This is a genomic window from Actinomadura sp. GTD37 (assembly GCF_041951365.1).
Lineage (GTDB): Bacteria > Actinomycetota > Actinomycetes > Streptosporangiales > Streptosporangiaceae > Spirillospora.
In genome coordinates, this window is sequence record NZ_JBGNUS010000006.1 from 69,727 (window position 1) to 85,410 (window position 15,684).

General features: G+C 74.4%; 15 protein-coding genes. 10 read left to right on the forward strand and 5 right to left on the reverse strand.

The window, feature by feature from the left end; genetic code table 11:
• Nucleotides 1-11 precede the first annotated feature (11 nt).
• From ACA511_RS27765 to ACA511_RS27780, 4 genes are read right to left on the reverse strand one after another with little or no spacing between them, the layout of a single operon-like run.
• Nucleotides 12-1,409: an MmgE/PrpD family protein gene (locus tag ACA511_RS27765; protein ID WP_375027566.1), complete on the reverse strand. Its 1,398-nt coding sequence runs from the start codon at nucleotides 1,407-1,409 to the stop codon at nucleotides 12-14.
• Complete coding sequence (locus ACA511_RS27770; RefSeq protein WP_375027567.1) at nucleotides 1,406-2,224, reverse strand: cyclase family protein; 819 nt, start codon at nucleotides 2,222-2,224, stop codon at nucleotides 1,406-1,408. The genes ACA511_RS27765 and ACA511_RS27770 overlap by 4 nt, the downstream gene beginning before the upstream one ends.
• A complete protein-coding gene (locus ACA511_RS27775; protein ID WP_375027568.1) occupies nucleotides 2,224-3,072 on the reverse strand; it encodes an HpcH/HpaI aldolase/citrate lyase family protein in 849 nt (282 codons plus the stop codon). Before ACA511_RS27775 ends, ACA511_RS27770 begins: the two co-directional genes overlap by 1 nt.
• A complete protein-coding gene (locus ACA511_RS27780) occupies nucleotides 3,069-4,256 on the reverse strand; it encodes a CaiB/BaiF CoA transferase family protein (protein ID WP_375027569.1) in 1,188 nt (395 codons plus the stop codon). Before ACA511_RS27780 ends, ACA511_RS27775 begins: the two co-directional genes overlap by 4 nt.
• A gap of 229 nt (nucleotides 4,257-4,485) precedes the next feature.
• Between ACA511_RS27780 and ACA511_RS27785 the strand changes: the two genes are divergently transcribed.
• Genes ACA511_RS27785 through ACA511_RS27830 form a run of 10 tightly spaced genes read left to right on the forward strand, consistent with a single transcriptional unit; the run spans nucleotide 4,486 to nucleotide 14,920 of the window.
• A complete protein-coding gene (locus ACA511_RS27785; protein WP_375027570.1) occupies nucleotides 4,486-5,736 on the forward strand; it encodes an ABC transporter substrate-binding protein in 1,251 nt (416 codons plus the stop codon).
• Nucleotides 5,733-6,755 (forward strand): branched-chain amino acid ABC transporter permease, encoded by a 1,023-nt coding sequence (locus ACA511_RS27790; RefSeq protein WP_375027571.1) that lies wholly within the window; start codon nucleotides 5,733-5,735, stop codon nucleotides 6,753-6,755. The genes ACA511_RS27785 and ACA511_RS27790 overlap by 4 nt, the downstream gene beginning before the upstream one ends.
• A complete protein-coding gene (locus ACA511_RS27795) occupies nucleotides 6,752-7,807 on the forward strand; it encodes a branched-chain amino acid ABC transporter permease (protein ID WP_375027572.1) in 1,056 nt (351 codons plus the stop codon). Before ACA511_RS27790 ends, ACA511_RS27795 begins: the two co-directional genes overlap by 4 nt.
• On the forward strand, nucleotides 7,804-8,538 hold the full coding sequence (locus tag ACA511_RS27800) for an ABC transporter ATP-binding protein (protein ID WP_375027573.1): 735 nt from the start codon (nucleotides 7,804-7,806) through the stop codon (nucleotides 8,536-8,538). The genes ACA511_RS27795 and ACA511_RS27800 overlap by 4 nt, the downstream gene beginning before the upstream one ends.
• Complete coding sequence (locus tag ACA511_RS27805; RefSeq protein ID WP_375027574.1) at nucleotides 8,525-9,226, forward strand: ABC transporter ATP-binding protein; 702 nt, start codon at nucleotides 8,525-8,527, stop codon at nucleotides 9,224-9,226. Before ACA511_RS27800 ends, ACA511_RS27805 begins: the two co-directional genes overlap by 14 nt.
• Complete coding sequence (locus tag ACA511_RS27810; RefSeq protein WP_375027575.1) at nucleotides 9,223-10,587, forward strand: MmgE/PrpD family protein; 1,365 nt, start codon at nucleotides 9,223-9,225, stop codon at nucleotides 10,585-10,587. Before ACA511_RS27805 ends, ACA511_RS27810 begins: the two co-directional genes overlap by 4 nt.
• The gene (locus ACA511_RS27815) at nucleotides 10,587-11,225 is read left to right on the forward strand and encodes a hypothetical protein (RefSeq protein ID WP_375027576.1); all 639 of its coding nucleotides are present in this window, start codon (nucleotides 10,587-10,589) and stop codon (nucleotides 11,223-11,225) included. Before ACA511_RS27810 ends, ACA511_RS27815 begins: the two co-directional genes overlap by 1 nt.
• Nucleotides 11,222-12,646, forward strand: coding sequence for an FAD-binding protein (locus ACA511_RS27820; RefSeq protein ID WP_375027577.1), 1,425 nt, complete (start codon nucleotides 11,222-11,224; stop codon nucleotides 12,644-12,646). The genes ACA511_RS27815 and ACA511_RS27820 overlap by 4 nt, the downstream gene beginning before the upstream one ends.
• Before the next feature lie 11 nt (nucleotides 12,647-12,657).
• Nucleotides 12,658-14,127 (forward strand): dihydroorotase family protein, encoded by a 1,470-nt coding sequence (locus ACA511_RS27825; RefSeq protein ID WP_375027578.1) that lies wholly within the window; start codon nucleotides 12,658-12,660, stop codon nucleotides 14,125-14,127.
• Nucleotides 14,128-14,143: 16 nt separating this feature from the next.
• Entirely contained in the window at nucleotides 14,144-14,920 is a 777-nt protein-coding gene (locus tag ACA511_RS27830; RefSeq protein WP_375027579.1) for an IclR family transcriptional regulator, read from the forward strand.
• Here the strand turns inward: ACA511_RS27830 and ACA511_RS27835 are convergent.
• Nucleotides 14,917-15,648, reverse strand: a complete 732-nt coding sequence (locus tag ACA511_RS27835; RefSeq protein WP_375027580.1) for a phosphodiesterase — start codon at nucleotides 15,646-15,648, stop codon at nucleotides 14,917-14,919. The genes ACA511_RS27830 and ACA511_RS27835 overlap by 4 nt on opposite strands.
• Nucleotides 15,649-15,684 lie beyond the last annotated feature (36 nt).

Genomic DNA, 15,684 nt, shown 5'->3' on the forward strand with positions numbered 1-15,684 from the left:
GGCATCCGAAACTAGCCGAGCAGCAGGGACGTCAGCGGCCCCAGGTCCTCCAGCCCGGCCAGTCCGTAGGTGAGCGCGGTGATCTCCTCGGCCCGCGGTCCGGGCACCCGGCGGGCGGCGTTCAGGCGGAACTTCGTCGCCAGCTCCTCGGCCGACAGCGGGTTGCCGGGCCCGCCCCGGTTGGCGTCCACCCGCTCCTCCAGGACGGCGCCGCCGCGGGTGCGGACGCGCAGCACGGCCGGGAACTGGTGCGGGAAGATCTCGTCGCAGCGGGCGTCGGGGACGCAGCGGACCTTCGCCGCCAGCGCCAGCCGGGCGGGGTCGGCGGCGGCCGCGTCGGTGAAGTCCTCGTGGAAGACGCCGAGGCCGCCGCCGCCGAGCAGGGCCGCCGCGACCGTGTACGGGCCGGAGAACGCGGCGTGGTACCCGGACTTCGGGCGGATCTTGTCCTCGTGCGGCTCGCCGATCGTCCGCAGGACGGGAGTGGGCGCGCCCAGCTCGATCGACTCGATGCCGTCCGGGTCCAGGCCGGCGGCGCGGAGGCGGAGGGCCGCGTCGATCCCGGCGTGGGTGAAGTGGTTGCACGGGTACGGCTTGAAGAAGATGCCGGGGAGCTCCCAGTGCTCGCCCAGACCGGAGGTGAGGGCGTCCAGGTCGACCTGGTCGCCGCAGAACGCCTGGAGGAACCCGAAGCGCCCTTCGAGGACGGTCGGCGGCCCGGTGATCCCGGTCCGCGCGAGCCCGGCGGCGGTGACGGCGGCGTGCGCGGCCCAGCCGCAGTGGATCCGCTTGACCGTGCCGCCCGTGCGGTTGGCCTCCAGGATGCCGGAGCCCATGCTGGCGGCGATGCCCATCGCGTCCGCGATGCCGGCGGCGTCCAGGCCGGACAGCATGGCGGCGGACGCGGCGGCGCCGACCGTCCCGCAGATCGCCGTGGCGTGCTGCCCGCGCTCGAAGAACACCGAGTTCCCGAGGTCGCGGTCGTACCCGGCCATGCCGAGCCGCACGGTGATCTCGATCCCGACGCCCACCGCGTCGAGGAGCCGCGCGCCGGTCGCGCCCCGGGCCTCGGCCGCGGCCAGCGCGGCGGGCACCACCGACGCCGACGGGTGCAGGACGGACGGCAGGTGCGTGTCGTCGAAGTCGAGCGAGTGCGCGAGGGTCCCGTTCAGCAGGGCGGCGCTCGGCTCGGGGAGCCGCGTGCCGGTGCCGATCGCGGTGGCGCGGCCCGCGCCGCCCCATTCGGCGACGAGGGCCCCGACGGCCCGCGCGGGCGCCTCCCCGGTCGCCGCCAGGCTGTTGCCCAGCACGTCCAGGACGCGGCGGGCGGCGTCGGCGCGCAGCTCGGGCGGCAGGCCGCCGGCGGCGACGGAGGCGGCGAGGGCGGCGAGCCGCTGGACGGGCGTCATGCGGACACCGCCGCGAGCGGGCGGACGGGGGAGCCGGTGCCGCCCTTGATCCGCAGCGGGGCCAGCACGAAGGCGAACTCGTGCAGCCCCGCCTCGGCGAGGGCCTCCAGGTTCAGGTGCTCCATGATGAAGATGCCCGACTCGACCAGCAGGATCCGGTGCACGGGCAGGACGGCGTGCCCGGCCCCCTCCGGGATCTGCTCGTAGGCGGTCGTGTCGGCGCCGGTCGCGACGATCCCGCGGTCGGCCAGCCAGCGCGCGGCGCCCGGGGTCGCGCCCGGGACGCCGGTCTCCCTGCCGAGGTAGGCGGTCGTGTCGCCGAAGTTGCGGGCCCAGCCGGTGCGGATCAGCGCCACGTCGCCCTCGCCGGGCTCCGCCCCGGCGCGCTTCGCGGCCAGTTCCAGGTCCTCGGCGGTGACGCCGTAGCCGGGCGGCAGCGTCGCCACCTCGTGGACGGCCGCCACGTCCAGCAGCACGCCCCGGCGCAGCAGGCCGGGCAGGTTCTCGGCGCCGTGGCTGGTGAAGGCGCCGCCCCGCTGGGCGTCGGCGGCCGAGATCCCGCCGTGCAGCTCCCCGTCGTGGCTGACGTGGGACAGCGCGTCGATGTGCGTGCCGACGTGGCCGCCGGTGACGATGATCTCGTTGGCGGCGGACCCGCCGTCCGGGCGCTCCATGTCGCCGTGCCGCCGGATGAGCGTCATCCGGAATCCGGGGTGGTTGGGCGAGCAGGGCATGCCGGTGAAGAACGGCTGGCCCAGCTCGATCAGCCGGACCCCGCCGGCGACGGCCGCGAGCAGCGGATCCTGGGAGTTCATCAGTGGCCTTCCTTGACGGGGCGGGCGGCGGACTCGGCGGACGCGGCGGCGTCGAGCAGCCAGGCGGCGCGCTCGACGACGGCCTTGTCCACGAACCGGCCGGCGGAGTCGATCCATGCGGCTTTGCTCCCGGCGCCGCCGTGTTCGGCGAGCCGGCTCATGAGGTCGCGCGCCCACGCGACGTCGTCCGGGTCGGGGACGCACGCCTCGTGGACGACGGGGATCTGCGCGGGATGGATCACCGACCGGCCGAAGAACCCGGCCCGCCGTCCCGCGTGGGTGTCGGCGCGCAGCCCGTCCAGGTCGCGGACGGCCGTCCACACGCTCTGCGGCGGGGACGGGAGCCCGGCGGCGCGGGCGGCGACCACGACCCGGGACCGCGGCCACGCCAGCGCGTCGCCGCCCGCGCGCAGGTCGGCGGCGAGGTCGGCCTCGCCGAGCGAGATCCCGGCGACGAGCGGGTGCGCGGTCGCGAGCAGCAGGGCGTTCTCGACGCCCAGCGCCGACTCCAGGACGGGGAACACCGGCACGCCGAGGGCGTCGGCGACGCGGCGCAGCTCGTCCGGGTCCTCGGACTTGGGGACCCGGATCCCGGCGGGGGCGGCCGGCGCGGCCGCCAGCAGCGCGACGTCGTCGGCGCCGTCCGGGGTGGCCGGCGCGTTGATCCGCACGTATGCGGCGCTCCCGGCGGCCAGCGCGTCCACGACGTTGCGGCGGGCGTCCCGCTTGGCGGACGGCGCGACGGCGTCCTCCAGGTCGAGGACCACCGCGTCGGCGTCCGAGGCGAGGGCCTTGCGGATCCGGTCCGGGCGGTCGCCCGGGACGTACAGCCAGGAGCGGGGCGTCATCCGACCACGCCCTTGGCGCGCAGGTCGGCCAGCCCGGCCTCGTCCACCCCGTAGCGGGCGAGGATCTCGGCGGTGTGCGCGCCGAGCGGCGGCCCGGCCGACTCGATCCGGCCGGGGGTCTGCGAGAGCCGGAACAGGATGTTCTGCATCTTCACCGGGCCGAGTTCGTCGTCGGGGACGGTCGCGATGGTGCCGAGCGCCTCGAACTGCGGGTCGGTCATGACGTCGGCGGCGGTGTAGATGGGCGCGACGGCGGCCTGCGCGTCCTCGAACGCCTTGACGACCTCGTCGCGGTCGCGCTCGGCGATCCACGAGCCGACGGCCTCGTCCAGCAGGTCGGCGTGCTTCGCGCGCTCCGCGCCGGTCGCGAACCAGGGCTCGTCGATCAGCTCGGGCCGGCCGACCAGCCGCATCACCCGCTCGGCGATCGACTGGGCGCTGGTGGAGACCGCGACCCAGCCGCCGTCCCGGGTGCGGTAGGTGTTGCGCGGCGCGTTGTTGTGCGACCGGTTGCCGGTGCGGGCCTGGAGCTCGCCGAGCTGGTCGTAGGTGATGATCTGCGGGCCGAGCAGGGTGAGGATCGGCTCGATGATGGCGAGGTCGACGACCTGGCCCTCGCCGGTCGCCTCCCGCGCCCGCAGCGCGGTCATCACCGCGAACGCGGTGGTCAGCGCGGCGATCCCGTCGGCGAGGCCGAACGGCGGCAGGGTCGGCGGGCCGTCCGGCTCCCCGGTGATCGCGGCGAACCCGCTCATCGCCTCGGCGAGCGTCCCGAACCCGGGCCGCTTCGCGTAGGGGCCGGTCTGCCCGAACCCGGTGACCCGCGCGAGGACGAGCCGCGGGTTGGCCTTCCGGAGCTCGTCGTAGCCGAGCCCCCAGCGCTCCAGCGTCCCCGGCCGGAAGTTCTCGATCACCACGTCGGCGTCGGCGGCCATGCGGCGGAACAGGTCCTGCCCCTCGGGCGAGCCGAGGTAGAGGGTCATCGCCTTCTTGTTGCGGCCGAGCATCTTCCACCAGAGGCCGACGCCGTCGCGCTGCGCGCCGTGGCTGCGCACCGGGTCGCCCTTCGGGTGCTCGATCTTGATGACCTCGGCCCCGAAGTCGGCGAGCAGCGTCGCGGCGAGCGGGCCGGCGAACAGTGTGGCCGCGTCGAGGACCCGGACTCCGGACAGCGCGTCGGTCATGGGCGGTACCGCCTTCACGGACGATCGTTCCGCTAAGAGAAACGATGATGAACAGCTCGGCCGGTTCGCGCACTCCCCGGTCCTTTTCACGTTGGCACTGTTCGCCGACTTCCGTCAAGTTTCACCCAGATATTGACCCGACCGCGTGACGGGTGCCACCATGACGCATCAATGACCTGGTGTTCCTCCTAGCGGAACGATCACCGGGCGGACAGGGCAGGAGAGGTGAATGTCGGCTCGAAAGCTCGCCGCCGGGCTCGGCGCGTGCGCGGTCCTGCTGGCCGCGGCCGGCTGCGGCGGCTCGGCGCCGTCCGGCGCGGCCGGGGTGGCCGCGGGACGCGACCGCGGCCCGGTCAAGATCGGCGCGCTGCATCCGGTCAGCGGCGCCAACGCGGTCGACGGCCAGCAGATGCGCCGCGGCGCGGAGCTCGCCGTGGCGGCGGTCAACGCGGCGGGCGGCATCAAGTCCCTGGGCGGACGCAAGGTCGAACTCGAGACCGGCGACACCCAGGGCAAGGCGGAGGTCGGCCAGAGCGAGGCGCAGCGGCTCATCTCCGAGGGCGCGGTCGGGCTCGTCGGCACCTACCAGAGCGCCGTCAGCGCCAACGTGGCGGTCGTCGCCGAGCGCAACCGGGTGCCGTTCGTCATGGACGTCACCGCCTCGGACGCGATCTTCGCGCACGGATACGAGTACGCGTTCCGGGTGCAGCCCGGCAGCGCGGCCATCTCCGCCGCCGCGGCCCGCTACCTCAAGGAGGTGTCGGAGCAGGCGGGCAGGCCCGTCAAGAAGGTCGCGTTCCTGCACGAGCAGACCGACTTCGGCAGCGGCGCCGCGGACGCGTTCACCGCCGCGGCGAAGAGGCTCGGCATCGAGGTCGGCCCGGACATCAGCTACGACGCGCTGACCGTGTCCGACCTCACCGCGCAGATCACGCAGGTCAAGGCGTCCGGCGCGGACGTCCTCGCCGTCGCCGGCTACTACCGCGACAGCCTGCTCGCCGCCAAGGCCATCGCCGCGGTGAAACCGGACCTGAACGCCGTCTGGGGCGTCTCCAACGGCGCCTACGACCAGCCCAAGTTCGTCGCCGACGCCGGCGCGACCGCCGAGCGGATCTTCAGCACCAACTACCACTTCGACGCCAAGAACCCGCAGACGGAGCGGCTGCGGGCCGAGTACCAGCGGCGCTACGGCGCCCCCATGCGCACGGGCGCGGTCCTCGCCTACGACGCGGTCCAGGTGATCGCGCAGGCGGTGGAGCGCGCGGGCGCCACCGACGCGGAGAAGGTGCGCGACGCGATCGCCTCCTCGAAGGTCGAGCCCCTCACGGTCGGCACCGGCCCGATCTCCTTCGCCCCCAACGGAGACAACGAGAAGGCCCTGCCCGTCCTCATGCAGGTGCAGGGCGGCCAGGTCAAGCAGGTCTATCCGCCGGAGAAGGCCGAATCCAAGCCCAACTACTCGGTGACGTGGCGGTCATGAGCAACATCGGAAGCAAGGCGCAGTCCCCTCCCGCCCCCGCCGTCCGGCGCCGCGCGCTGCTCGGCGGCGACGGGACGGGCGCCGTCCTCAAGCGCGCCGCCGTGACCGGCGGCCTGGTGGCCGTCGCGATCGCGGTCGCCCTGATCAAATCCGGCAGCGGCCTGGTCGTCTGGCAGTCGGTGGTCACCGGCCTGCTGATGGGCGGCCTCTACGGGCTCATCGCGATGGGCCTCACGCTGATCTTCGGCGTCCTCGACATCGTCAACTTCGCGCACGGCGCGCTGCTCGCCGTCGCGATGTTCATCGCGTTCGGCGTCGTGCAGGGCACCGGCATGCACCCCTACCTGACGCTGCTCGCCGCGGTGCCCGCGCTGTTCCTTATCGGCGCGGTCGTCCACCGGGGCCTGCTGAGCGGGACGGGCGGCGCGTCCCTGGAGAACCAGCTGCTCATCACGCTCGGCCTGTCGCTGCTGCTGGAGAACGGCCTGCTGATGTTCTTCGGCGCCGAGCCGAAGACCGTGGCGCTGCCCGGCGACTTCCAGTTCTCGCTGTTCGGTGCGGTCGTGTCGGGCGCCCGGCTGTACGCGTTCCTCGGCGCGCTCCTCATCGGCGCGGTGCTGTTCTGGCTGCTGCGCCGCACCCGGTTCGGGACGGCGATCCGCGCGGTCGCCGCCAACGGGCAGGGCGCCGAACTGGTCGGCGTGAACGTCCGGCGCGTCCACACGCTCACGTTCGCGATCGGGACGGCCTGCGCCGGGGCGGCGGCGGTGCTCGCCGCGCCGCTGGTCACGGTCACGCCCACGCTCGGCGAGCAGTTCAACATCACCGCGTTCGTCGTCGTGGTGCTCGGCGGCATGGGCAACGTCGCCGGCGCGCTCGTCGGCGGCCTGCTCATCGGGCTGGTCGAGCAGCTCACCACGATCTACATGGACGGGCAGAGCTCGCTGCTCGGCGTGTTCGCCGTCTTCGTGGTCGTGCTGTTCCTCCGGCCGCAGGGGCTCTTCGGGAGGCGTTCATGACGGGCATCACGCTCCCCGGGCGGCAGGGCGCGGGCACGGCCCGCCCCGCGAAGGCGCCGCCGCTGCGCCCGCAGAACCGGCAGCTCGCCGTCCTCGCGGTGCTGCTGGTCGTCGCGATCCCGCTGCCGCTGGTGCTGCCGCCCGCGCAGGGCGCCGTCGCCGTCCGCATCCTGATCTTCGCGCTGATGGCCATCGGCTGGAACGTGATGAGCGGGTTCGGCGGGATGTTCAGCTTCGGGCACGCCGCGTTCTTCGGCCTCGGCGCCTACACCAGCGCCTACCTGCTGGTCGAGCACGACGTGTCGCCGTGGATCGGGATGCTCGCCGGGATGGCGGTCGCCGCCGCGGTCGCCGTGGTCATCGGCTACTTCGCGTTCCGGTACAGGCTGCAGGGCGCCTACTTCGCGCTGGCGACGTTCGCGTTCGCCGAGATGCTCCGGCTGATCATCACGACGACCGACTTCACGAACAAGGCGGTCGGGTTCACCGTCCCGCTGATCCGGGGGTCGTCGCTCTGGAAGATCCAGTTCGCGGCGGACTCGCCCGCCTACTTCTGGATCGCGCTCGGCCTCGCCGGCCTCGCCGCCCTGGTCAGCATCGTGTTCCTGCACTCGCGGACGGGACGCTACGTCACCGCGATCCGCGACGACGAGCTGGCGGCGGCGTCCCTCGGCACGCCCGTCATGCGCTACAAGCTGCTCACGGTCGCGCTGTCGGCCGCGATCACGTCGGTCGCCGGCGCCTTCTACACGCAGTACTACCTGTTCGTGAACCCGGACCTGGCGTTCGGCGCGTCGGTGTCGATCCAGGCGATCGCGACCGTCGTCATCGGCGGGATCGGCACGATCTGGGGCCCGGTCGTCGGCGCGGTCATCCTCGGGGCGCTGTCGGACGTCACCGCCACGCTGCTGCGGACCCCGCCCGACTTCCTGAACTTCCTGCAGGGACGCAGCGGCCTGGACGTCGCGCTCTACGCGATCCTGCTGATCCTGATCGTCCGGCTGCTGCCGAAGGGCATCGTCGGGACGATCACCGCGAGGTGGCGCAGATGAGCATCCTGAACGTCTCCGGCGTCGGCAAGGACTTCCGCGGCCTGCGGGCCCTGTCGGACGTCGGCTTCGAGGTCGGGCAGGGCGAGATCCTCGGCATCATCGGCCCGAACGGCGCCGGGAAGACGACCCTGTTCAACGTCATCTGCGGCGCCCTCGCTCCCGACAGCGGGCAGGTCGTGTTCGGCGACAGGGACGTCACCGGGTCCTCGCCCGACCGCATCGCGCGGGCCGGGATGGTCCGGACGTTCCAGCTCATGCGGCCGTTCGGCAGCATGAGCGTGCTGGAGAACGTCGGCCTCGCCGCCCAGCACCGGCGCGCGTCGCCGCGCCGGCTGCGGGAGCGGTCGCTGGACGTCGTGGAGCGCGTCGGGCTGGCCGACTGGGCGCACCGCAACGCGACCGAGCTGCCCACCGCCGGGCTGAAGCGCCTCGAACTCGCCCGCGCGCTCGCGATGCGGCCGAAGGTGCTGCTGCTGGACGAGGTCCTCGCGGGGCTCGTCCCGTCCGAGCGCGAACCGGTCCTGGACCTGCTCGCCGTGCTCCGCGAGGAGGACGGGACGACGCTGCTGTTCATCGAGCACATCATGGCGGCCGTGATGCGGCTGTCGGACCGGGTCCTCGTCCTGGACCAGGGCCGGGTGCTCGCCACCGGCTCGGCGGAGGAGGTCACCTCCGACCCCCGCGTGATCGAGGCGTATCTCGGAGAGGAGCCGGCCGATGCTGAGGATTGACAAGCTCTGCGCGGGCTACGGGCGCATGCGGATCCTGCACGACGTCGACCTGCGGCTCGGCGAGGGCGAGATCGTCGCGCTCGTCGGCGCGAACGGCGCGGGCAAGACCACGACGCTGCGGGCGGTGTGCGGGCAGCTGCGGCCGATGTCCGGGACGATCACGTTCGCGGGGTCGTCCACGGCGGGGCGCCGCCCCGACCAGCTCGTCCGCGACGGGCTCGTGCACGTCCCCGAGGACCGGGCGCTGTTCGGCACGCTCACCGTCGAGGAGAACCTGCGGATGGGCGCGTGGACCCGCCCGCACGGCGAGGTGGACGCGGCGATGCGCGAGGTGTTCGAGCTGTTCCCCGTCCTCGCCGAGCGCCGCGCGCAGGTCGCGCAGACGTTCAGCGGCGGGCAGCAGCAGATGCTCGCGATCGGCCGGGCGCTGATGGCCCGGCCGAGGCTGCTCATGCTGGACGAGCCGTCCACCGGCCTGTCGCCCAAGCTGACGTGGGCGGTGCTCGACGCCGTCAAGCGCATCCGCGACACCGGCGTCGCGGTGCTGCTGGTCGAGCAGAACGCCAAGCAGGCCCTCGGCATCGCCGACCGCGCCTACGTGCTGGAGAGCGGCTCGACCGTCCTGCACGGGACCGGAACCGAGCTGGCCGGGTCGGCCGAGGTCAGGAAGGCGTACCTGGGGCTGTGACGGACACGTGCACGGAGACGGCCCGGCTGGGGGAGTGGGTCGCGGGCCTGGACGTCGCGGACGTGCCGGGGCCGGTGCTCGACCGGCTGTCGCTCGTCCTGCTGGACGCCGTGGGGGTGACCGCGCTCGGCGCCGGCCTGGACGAGACGCGCGCGGTGCGGTCGTCGTGGCGGGCCCCGGCCGGGCCCGCGCCGCTCATCGGCGCGGGGCGGTGCGTCGCGGTGGACGCCGCCGCGTGGCTGAACGCGGTGGCGCTCGTCTGCCTCGAACTGGACGAGGGCAACAAGTACGCGAAGGGCCACCCGGCGGCGCACGGCTTCCCGGCGGTACTGGCGCTGGCGGCCGAGCTGGACGCGCCGGGGCGCGACACCGCCGCCGCGCTGCTCGCCGCGTACGAGGTCGCGTCCCGGTTCGGGCGGGCGACCCGGCTGCGGCCGGGCGCGCACCCGCACGGGAGCTGGGGCGTGGCGGGCGCCGCCGCCGGATGCGCGCGGCTGCTCGGCCTCGGCCCGGACGCGGCGGCCGCCGCGATCGACACCGGGGCGGGGCTGCCGGTCGCCGGCCACTTCGCCTCGGCGACCGGCGGGAACCCGGTGCGGGACGCCTGGATGGGCGCGTCCAACATGTCGGGGCTGGTGGCGGCCCGGATGGCGGCGGCCGGGATCGCCCGCAACACCGGCACGGCGGCGCTGTCGCTGGGCACCCTGCTCGGCGAGTTCGACCCGTCCGAGCTGACCGGCGGGCTCGGCGAGCGCTGGGACGTCACGCGCGGCTACTTCAAGCGGCACGCGTCCTGCTCGTTCACCCATCCGGCCGCCGACGCCGTCCTCGGCCTGCGCGACGGGCTCGGCCTGCGCGACGGGCTCGACCCGTCGCGGGTCACCGGGATCCTGGTCGAGACGCACGCGCTCGGCGCCGGGCTCGCGGCGCCGGAGTGGGACAACCGGCTCTCGGCCATGTTCTCCACGCCGTTCGCCGTCTCCGCGGCCCTGCTCGACGGCGAGGTCGGGCCGCGCACCGGTCTCGGCGACCCGGCGCTGCGGGCGCTGGCCCGGCGGGTCCGGCTGGCGGAGGCCGCCGACCTGACCGCGCGCCTGCCGGACGAGCGCGCGGCCCGCGTCACCGTCGAACTGGACGACGGGACGACCCGGACCCGCGAGGTGCCCAACCCGGTCGGCGACGCCGACCACCGCCCCTTCGGCGAGCGGGACGTCGTCGCGCTGCTGAAGGGATGGCTGCCCGGACGCGAGGGCCTGATCGACCGGGCGGCGGCCCTCGCCCGCGACCTGCCCGCCCTGGACCGCGTCGGCGGGCCCCTGCGCGGCCTCGCCGGCGACGACGATACGAAGGAGCCGAAGTGATGCGCGCCCTGGCCGTGACGCCGATCCATCTGCCGCCGGAGGAGGTCCGGCGGCGGCAGGCCCGCTACGACCGGCTGGCCCCGCCGGGCCTGTCCGTCGAGCTGCGCGACGTCGGCCCCGCCGCGCCCGCGTCGCTGGACGACGAGGCGTCGATCCGCGCGTCCGAGCGGGAGGTCGCCGCCGCGCTCGCCGCCGCCGGGGACGGCTGGGACGCCGCGTTCCCCGACTGCGTGCTGGACCCGGCCGTCCCCGAGGGCCCGGCGTCCGACCAGGGCGTTCCGGTGTACGGCCTGCTGAAGCTGAGTAGTATGCACCTTTCTGTGAAGAATGTTCGGTTCGGTGCCGTGGTGCGGAACGAGGCGATCGGCGCGGAGCTGGGCCGCCGCCTCAAGACCTACGGGCTGGACGCCTGCGTCGCCGGGATCGCGGTCCTGGAGCTGCCCTTCGACGCCGTCGCCGACGCGGGCGCCTGGAACGCCGCGCTCGGCGAGGCCGCGGACGCGCTCGCCGCCGCCGGCGCGACCGCCGTGATCAACGGCTGCTCGGCCGTCGACGTCGAGGAGGACCGGTCCGCGGCCCGCGTCGTCGACCCCACGGCCCTGGCGCTGCGGCTCATGACGATCGGGGGGAGCGCATGACGGGCGGACCCGACCTCGTCGTCGCCGGCGCCGGCGGCGGCCTCGCCGGGGCGCTGCGCGCCGCCGAACTCGGCCTGAGCGTGGTCGTCGTCGAGGCGAGCGAGCACTTCCGGCGCGGCAACAACACCTCGATGTCGACCGCGATGTTCCCCGGCGCCGGGTCCCGCTGGCAGGCGTCCGAAGGGGTCCGCGACTCCCCGGACCGGTTCGTCGCCGACATCATGGCCAAGACCGGAGGCCGCGCCGACGCCCGCCTCGCCCGGACGCTCGCCGAGGTCAGCGGCCCGCTCGTGGAATGGCTCGCCGACTCGGCCGGGCTGCCGCTGTCGCTGGTGACCGACTTCAACTACCCGGGGCACTCCGTGCCGCGCTGCCATTCCGTCCCGGGGCGGCACGGGTCCGGCGTGATCGACCACCTGGCCCGGCGCGTCCGCGGGCACCCCGGCATCGACCTGCTCGTCCCGGCCAGGCTCGTGGACGTGGCGACCGACGCGGGCGGGGCGGTGCGCGCCGCCGCCGTCCAGTACCCGGACGGGACGCGGGAGGAGATCCCGGCCGGCGCGGTGCTGCTCGCCACCAACGGCTTCGGCGCCGACCGCGCCCTCGTCGAACGCCACCTCCCGGAGATCGCGGACGCGCTCTACCAGGGCGGCGACCAGTCGCTCGGCGACGCGCTGCGCATCGGCGCCGGGCTCGGCGCCGCCACCGGCTACCTGGACGCCTACCAGGGCCACGGCGCCGTCGCCGCCGGCGCGGGCACCCTCGTCGGCTGGGCCACGATCATCCACGGCGCGATCATGGTGGACCTCGGCGGGCGCCGGTTCGGGAACGAGACCCGCGGCTACTCCGAGTACGCCGCCGAACTGGCCGCCCGCCCCGGCGCCACCGGCTGGATCGTCCTGGACGGGACGGTCTTCGAGCAGTGCCAGGAGTTCAAGGACTTCCGCGACACCGTCGAGTCGGGCGTCCTGGTCTGGGCGGACGACGCCGAGGGCCTCGCCAAGGTGACCGGCCTGCCCGCCGGGGCCCTCGCCGCGGAACTGGCGGCCTCGGCCGCCGCCGCGCGCGGCGAACGTCCCGACGAGCACGGCCGCACCAACTGGGAGCGCCCGCTCACCGCGCCGTACGCCGCCGTCCGCGTCGTCCCCGCCCTGTTCCACACGCAGGGCGGGCTGATCGTCGACGAGGACGCGGCCGTCGTCGGCCCCGGCGGCCGCCCCATCCCGGGCCTGTACGCGGCGGGCGGCGCGGCGGCCTCGATCTCCGGCCACGGCGCGGGCGGCTACCTGCCCGGCAACGGCCTGCTGCCCGCCTTCGGGCTCGCCTACCTGGCGGCCGGCGCCGCCGCCCGCACCAAGTCCGCCCGTACCGAGTCCGCCAGTACCGAGTCCGCCCGCACCGAGTCCACCCGCGACAACTGAGGAGATGTTCCATGGCGACTACCGAACTGCTGCTGAAGAACGTGCGGGTGGTCCGTCCCGACGCGCCCGAGGGCGCCGGGCCCGAACCCGCCGACATCGCCGTCAACGACGGCACGATCGTCCGCGTCGCCCCCGGCCTGCCGGACGACGACGCCGCCACCGTGGTCGACGGGCGCGGGCGGCTCGCCTTCCCCGGCGTGGTCGACGCCCACCAGCACTGGGGCATCTACAACGAACTGGCCGCCGACGCCCGCACCGAGAGCCGCGCCAGCGCACAGGGCGGCGTCACGACGTCGCTGACCTACATGCGCACCGGCCAGTACTACCTGAACAAGGGCGGGCCGTACCGGGAGTTCTTCCCCGAGGTGCTGAGCGCCGCGCGCGGCAACGCCTACGTCGACTACGCGTTCCACCTCGCGCCGATGATGGCCGAGCACATCAACGAGATCCCGTACCTCGTCGAGGAGCACGGCGTCACGTCCTTCAAGATCTTCATGTTCTACGGGAGCCACGGGCTGCACGGGCGCTCGTCCAGCCAGAGCGACTTCCTCATGACGCCGCCGGACGAGCGCTACGACGTCGCGCACTTCGAGTTCGTCATGCGGGGCATCCAGAAGGCGCGCGAGCAGCTCGCCGAGTACGCGCCGCACATCTCGCTGTCGCTGCACTGCGAGACCGCCGAGATCATGACCGCCTACACCAGGATCGTCGAGCAGGACCGGTCGCTCTCGGGCCTGCGCGCCTACAGCGCGTCCCGCCCGCCGCACTCGGAGGGGCTCGCCGTCACCATCGCGTCCTACCTGGCGCACGAGACGGGCCTGCCGAACATCAACCTGCTGCACCTGTCGTCGGAGAAGGCGCTGTCGGCGGCGCTCACCATGGCGGGCGCGTTCCCGCACATCGACTTCCGCCGCGAGGTCACCATCGGGCACCTGCTCGCCGACGTCGACACCGCCCACGGCCTCGGCGGCAAGGTCAACCCGCCGCTGCGCGACCGCTCCGACGTCGAGGCGCTGTGGCGGCACGTCCTCGCGGGCGAGGTCGACTGGGTCGTCAGCGACCACGCGTGCTGCCGGGACGAGATGAAGTTCGGCGCCGACCGCGACGACGTCTTCCTCGCCAAGTCGGGGTTCGGCGGCGCGGAGTACCTGCTGCCCGGGCTCGTCGGCGAGGGCCTCAAGCGGGGCCTGCCGCTCCAGCGCGTCGCGCAGCTGACGTCCTGGAACCCGGCCCGCCGCTACGGGCTGCTCACGAAGGGCGCCATCGCCGAGGGCTTCGACGCCGACATCGCCCTGGTGGACCCCGACGCCTCCTGGACGGTCCGCGCCGCCGACTCCGAGTCCACGCAGGAGTACACGCCGTTCGAGGGTTTCGCGATGACCGCCCGCGTCACCGACACCTTCGTCCGCGGCAACCACGTGTACAAGGACGGCGCGGTCGCCGGCGACCCGGTCGGGCGCTACCTGCGCCGCGGCCGGTGAACCCTAGGATCGTGCAGTGACCAACCAGACCGCCGCCCCGCCCTCGGGGGGCACCGAGGTCGCCGGGCGCGTCGCCGACGTCCTGCTGCTGTTCGCGGGCGGGCCCGATCACCTCGGCGTCACCGCCATCAGCCGCGAGCTCGGCATCTCCAAGGCCGTCGTGTACCGCATCCTGCAGTCGCTGGTGTCGCGGGAGATGCTGGAGGCGGGCCCGTCCGGGTACCGGCTCGGCCCGGCGGCGGTCGCGCTCGGTGTGAGCGCGCTGCGGCGGTTCAACGTCCGCAGCGCCGCCGCGCCGGTGCTGCGGCGGCTGCGGGACGAGACGGGGGAGACGACGACGCTGTCGGGGCTGGCCGGGGACGAGCGCGTCTACCTCGACCAGTTCGAGAGTCCGCGCGAGGTGAAGATGACGGTCGAGGTCGGGCGGCGGTTCCCGCTGCACGCGGGCTCGTCCGGGCGCGTGATCCTCGCGTTCCTGCCCGAGGCGCGGCGCGAGGCGCTGCTGGCCAGGCCGCTGGCGGCGCTCACCGACCGGACCGTCGTCGACGGGGCGGCGCTGCGCGACCGGCTCGCCGAGACGGCCCGGGAGGGCGTCGCGGTGTCGTTCGGCGAGCGGCAGGCCGACGCGGGCTCGGTCGCCGCGCCGCTGTTCGGCCCGGACGGCGAGGTGCACGGCTCGATCAGCGTCTGCGGACCCGGCCACCGCTTCACCCCCGACGCGGTCGACCGCTACCGGGCCCTCGTCCGCGACGCCGCCGAGGAGGTCACCCGCACCTGGACGACGCACCGCTAGACCGTGCGGTAGTGCGTGGTCAGGCGCCCGTCGCCGGCCAGGACGTGGAACGCCAGGCCGGGCGGTGCGTCGTGGTCGGCGACGCCGCCGTCCTCGATGGGCAGCCTGAGCGTGGAGGCGACGCCGGGGGAGACGAGGAGGGGCCGTCCGGCGAAGGTCGTGGCCGCCGCCGTGTGGTGGTGCCCGCACAGCACGGCCACGACCTGCGGGTGCCTCGCGATGACCGCGGCCAGGCGCTCCGCGCCGAACTGCCGGATCTCGTCCACGTACGGGATGCCCAGCGGCACGGGCGGGTGGTGGAAGCAGACGAACGCCGGTTCGCCGGGGTTGCCGGCGAGCTGCCGGTCGAGCCAGGCGAGCGTGTCGTCGTCCAGGAAGCCGTGGTCCTCGCCGGGGACGGTCGAGTCGCACATCGCGAACGTCGCGCCCGCGATCCTGTGGAGGCGGTTGACCGGGCCGGGGAGCGGCGGCTCGTCCAGCAGGCCCTCCCGGTAGGGGCCGCGCACGTCGTGGTTGCCGGGGCAGAGCAGGACCGGGTGCGGTGACCCGAGCAGCAGCTTGCGGGCCTGCGCGTATTCGGCGGGCTCGCCGTGGTCGGCGATGTCCCCGGTGACGAGGACGGCGTCGAGCGGCAGGGCGTTCAGGCGGTCCATGACGCGCGCGGTGCGGTCGGCCCTGGTGTCGCTCTGATCGAGATGGGTGTCGCTGAGCTGCGCGAAAACAATCATGCCCGCGAATCTAGAGGCGGACCGGTCCAGGATTAA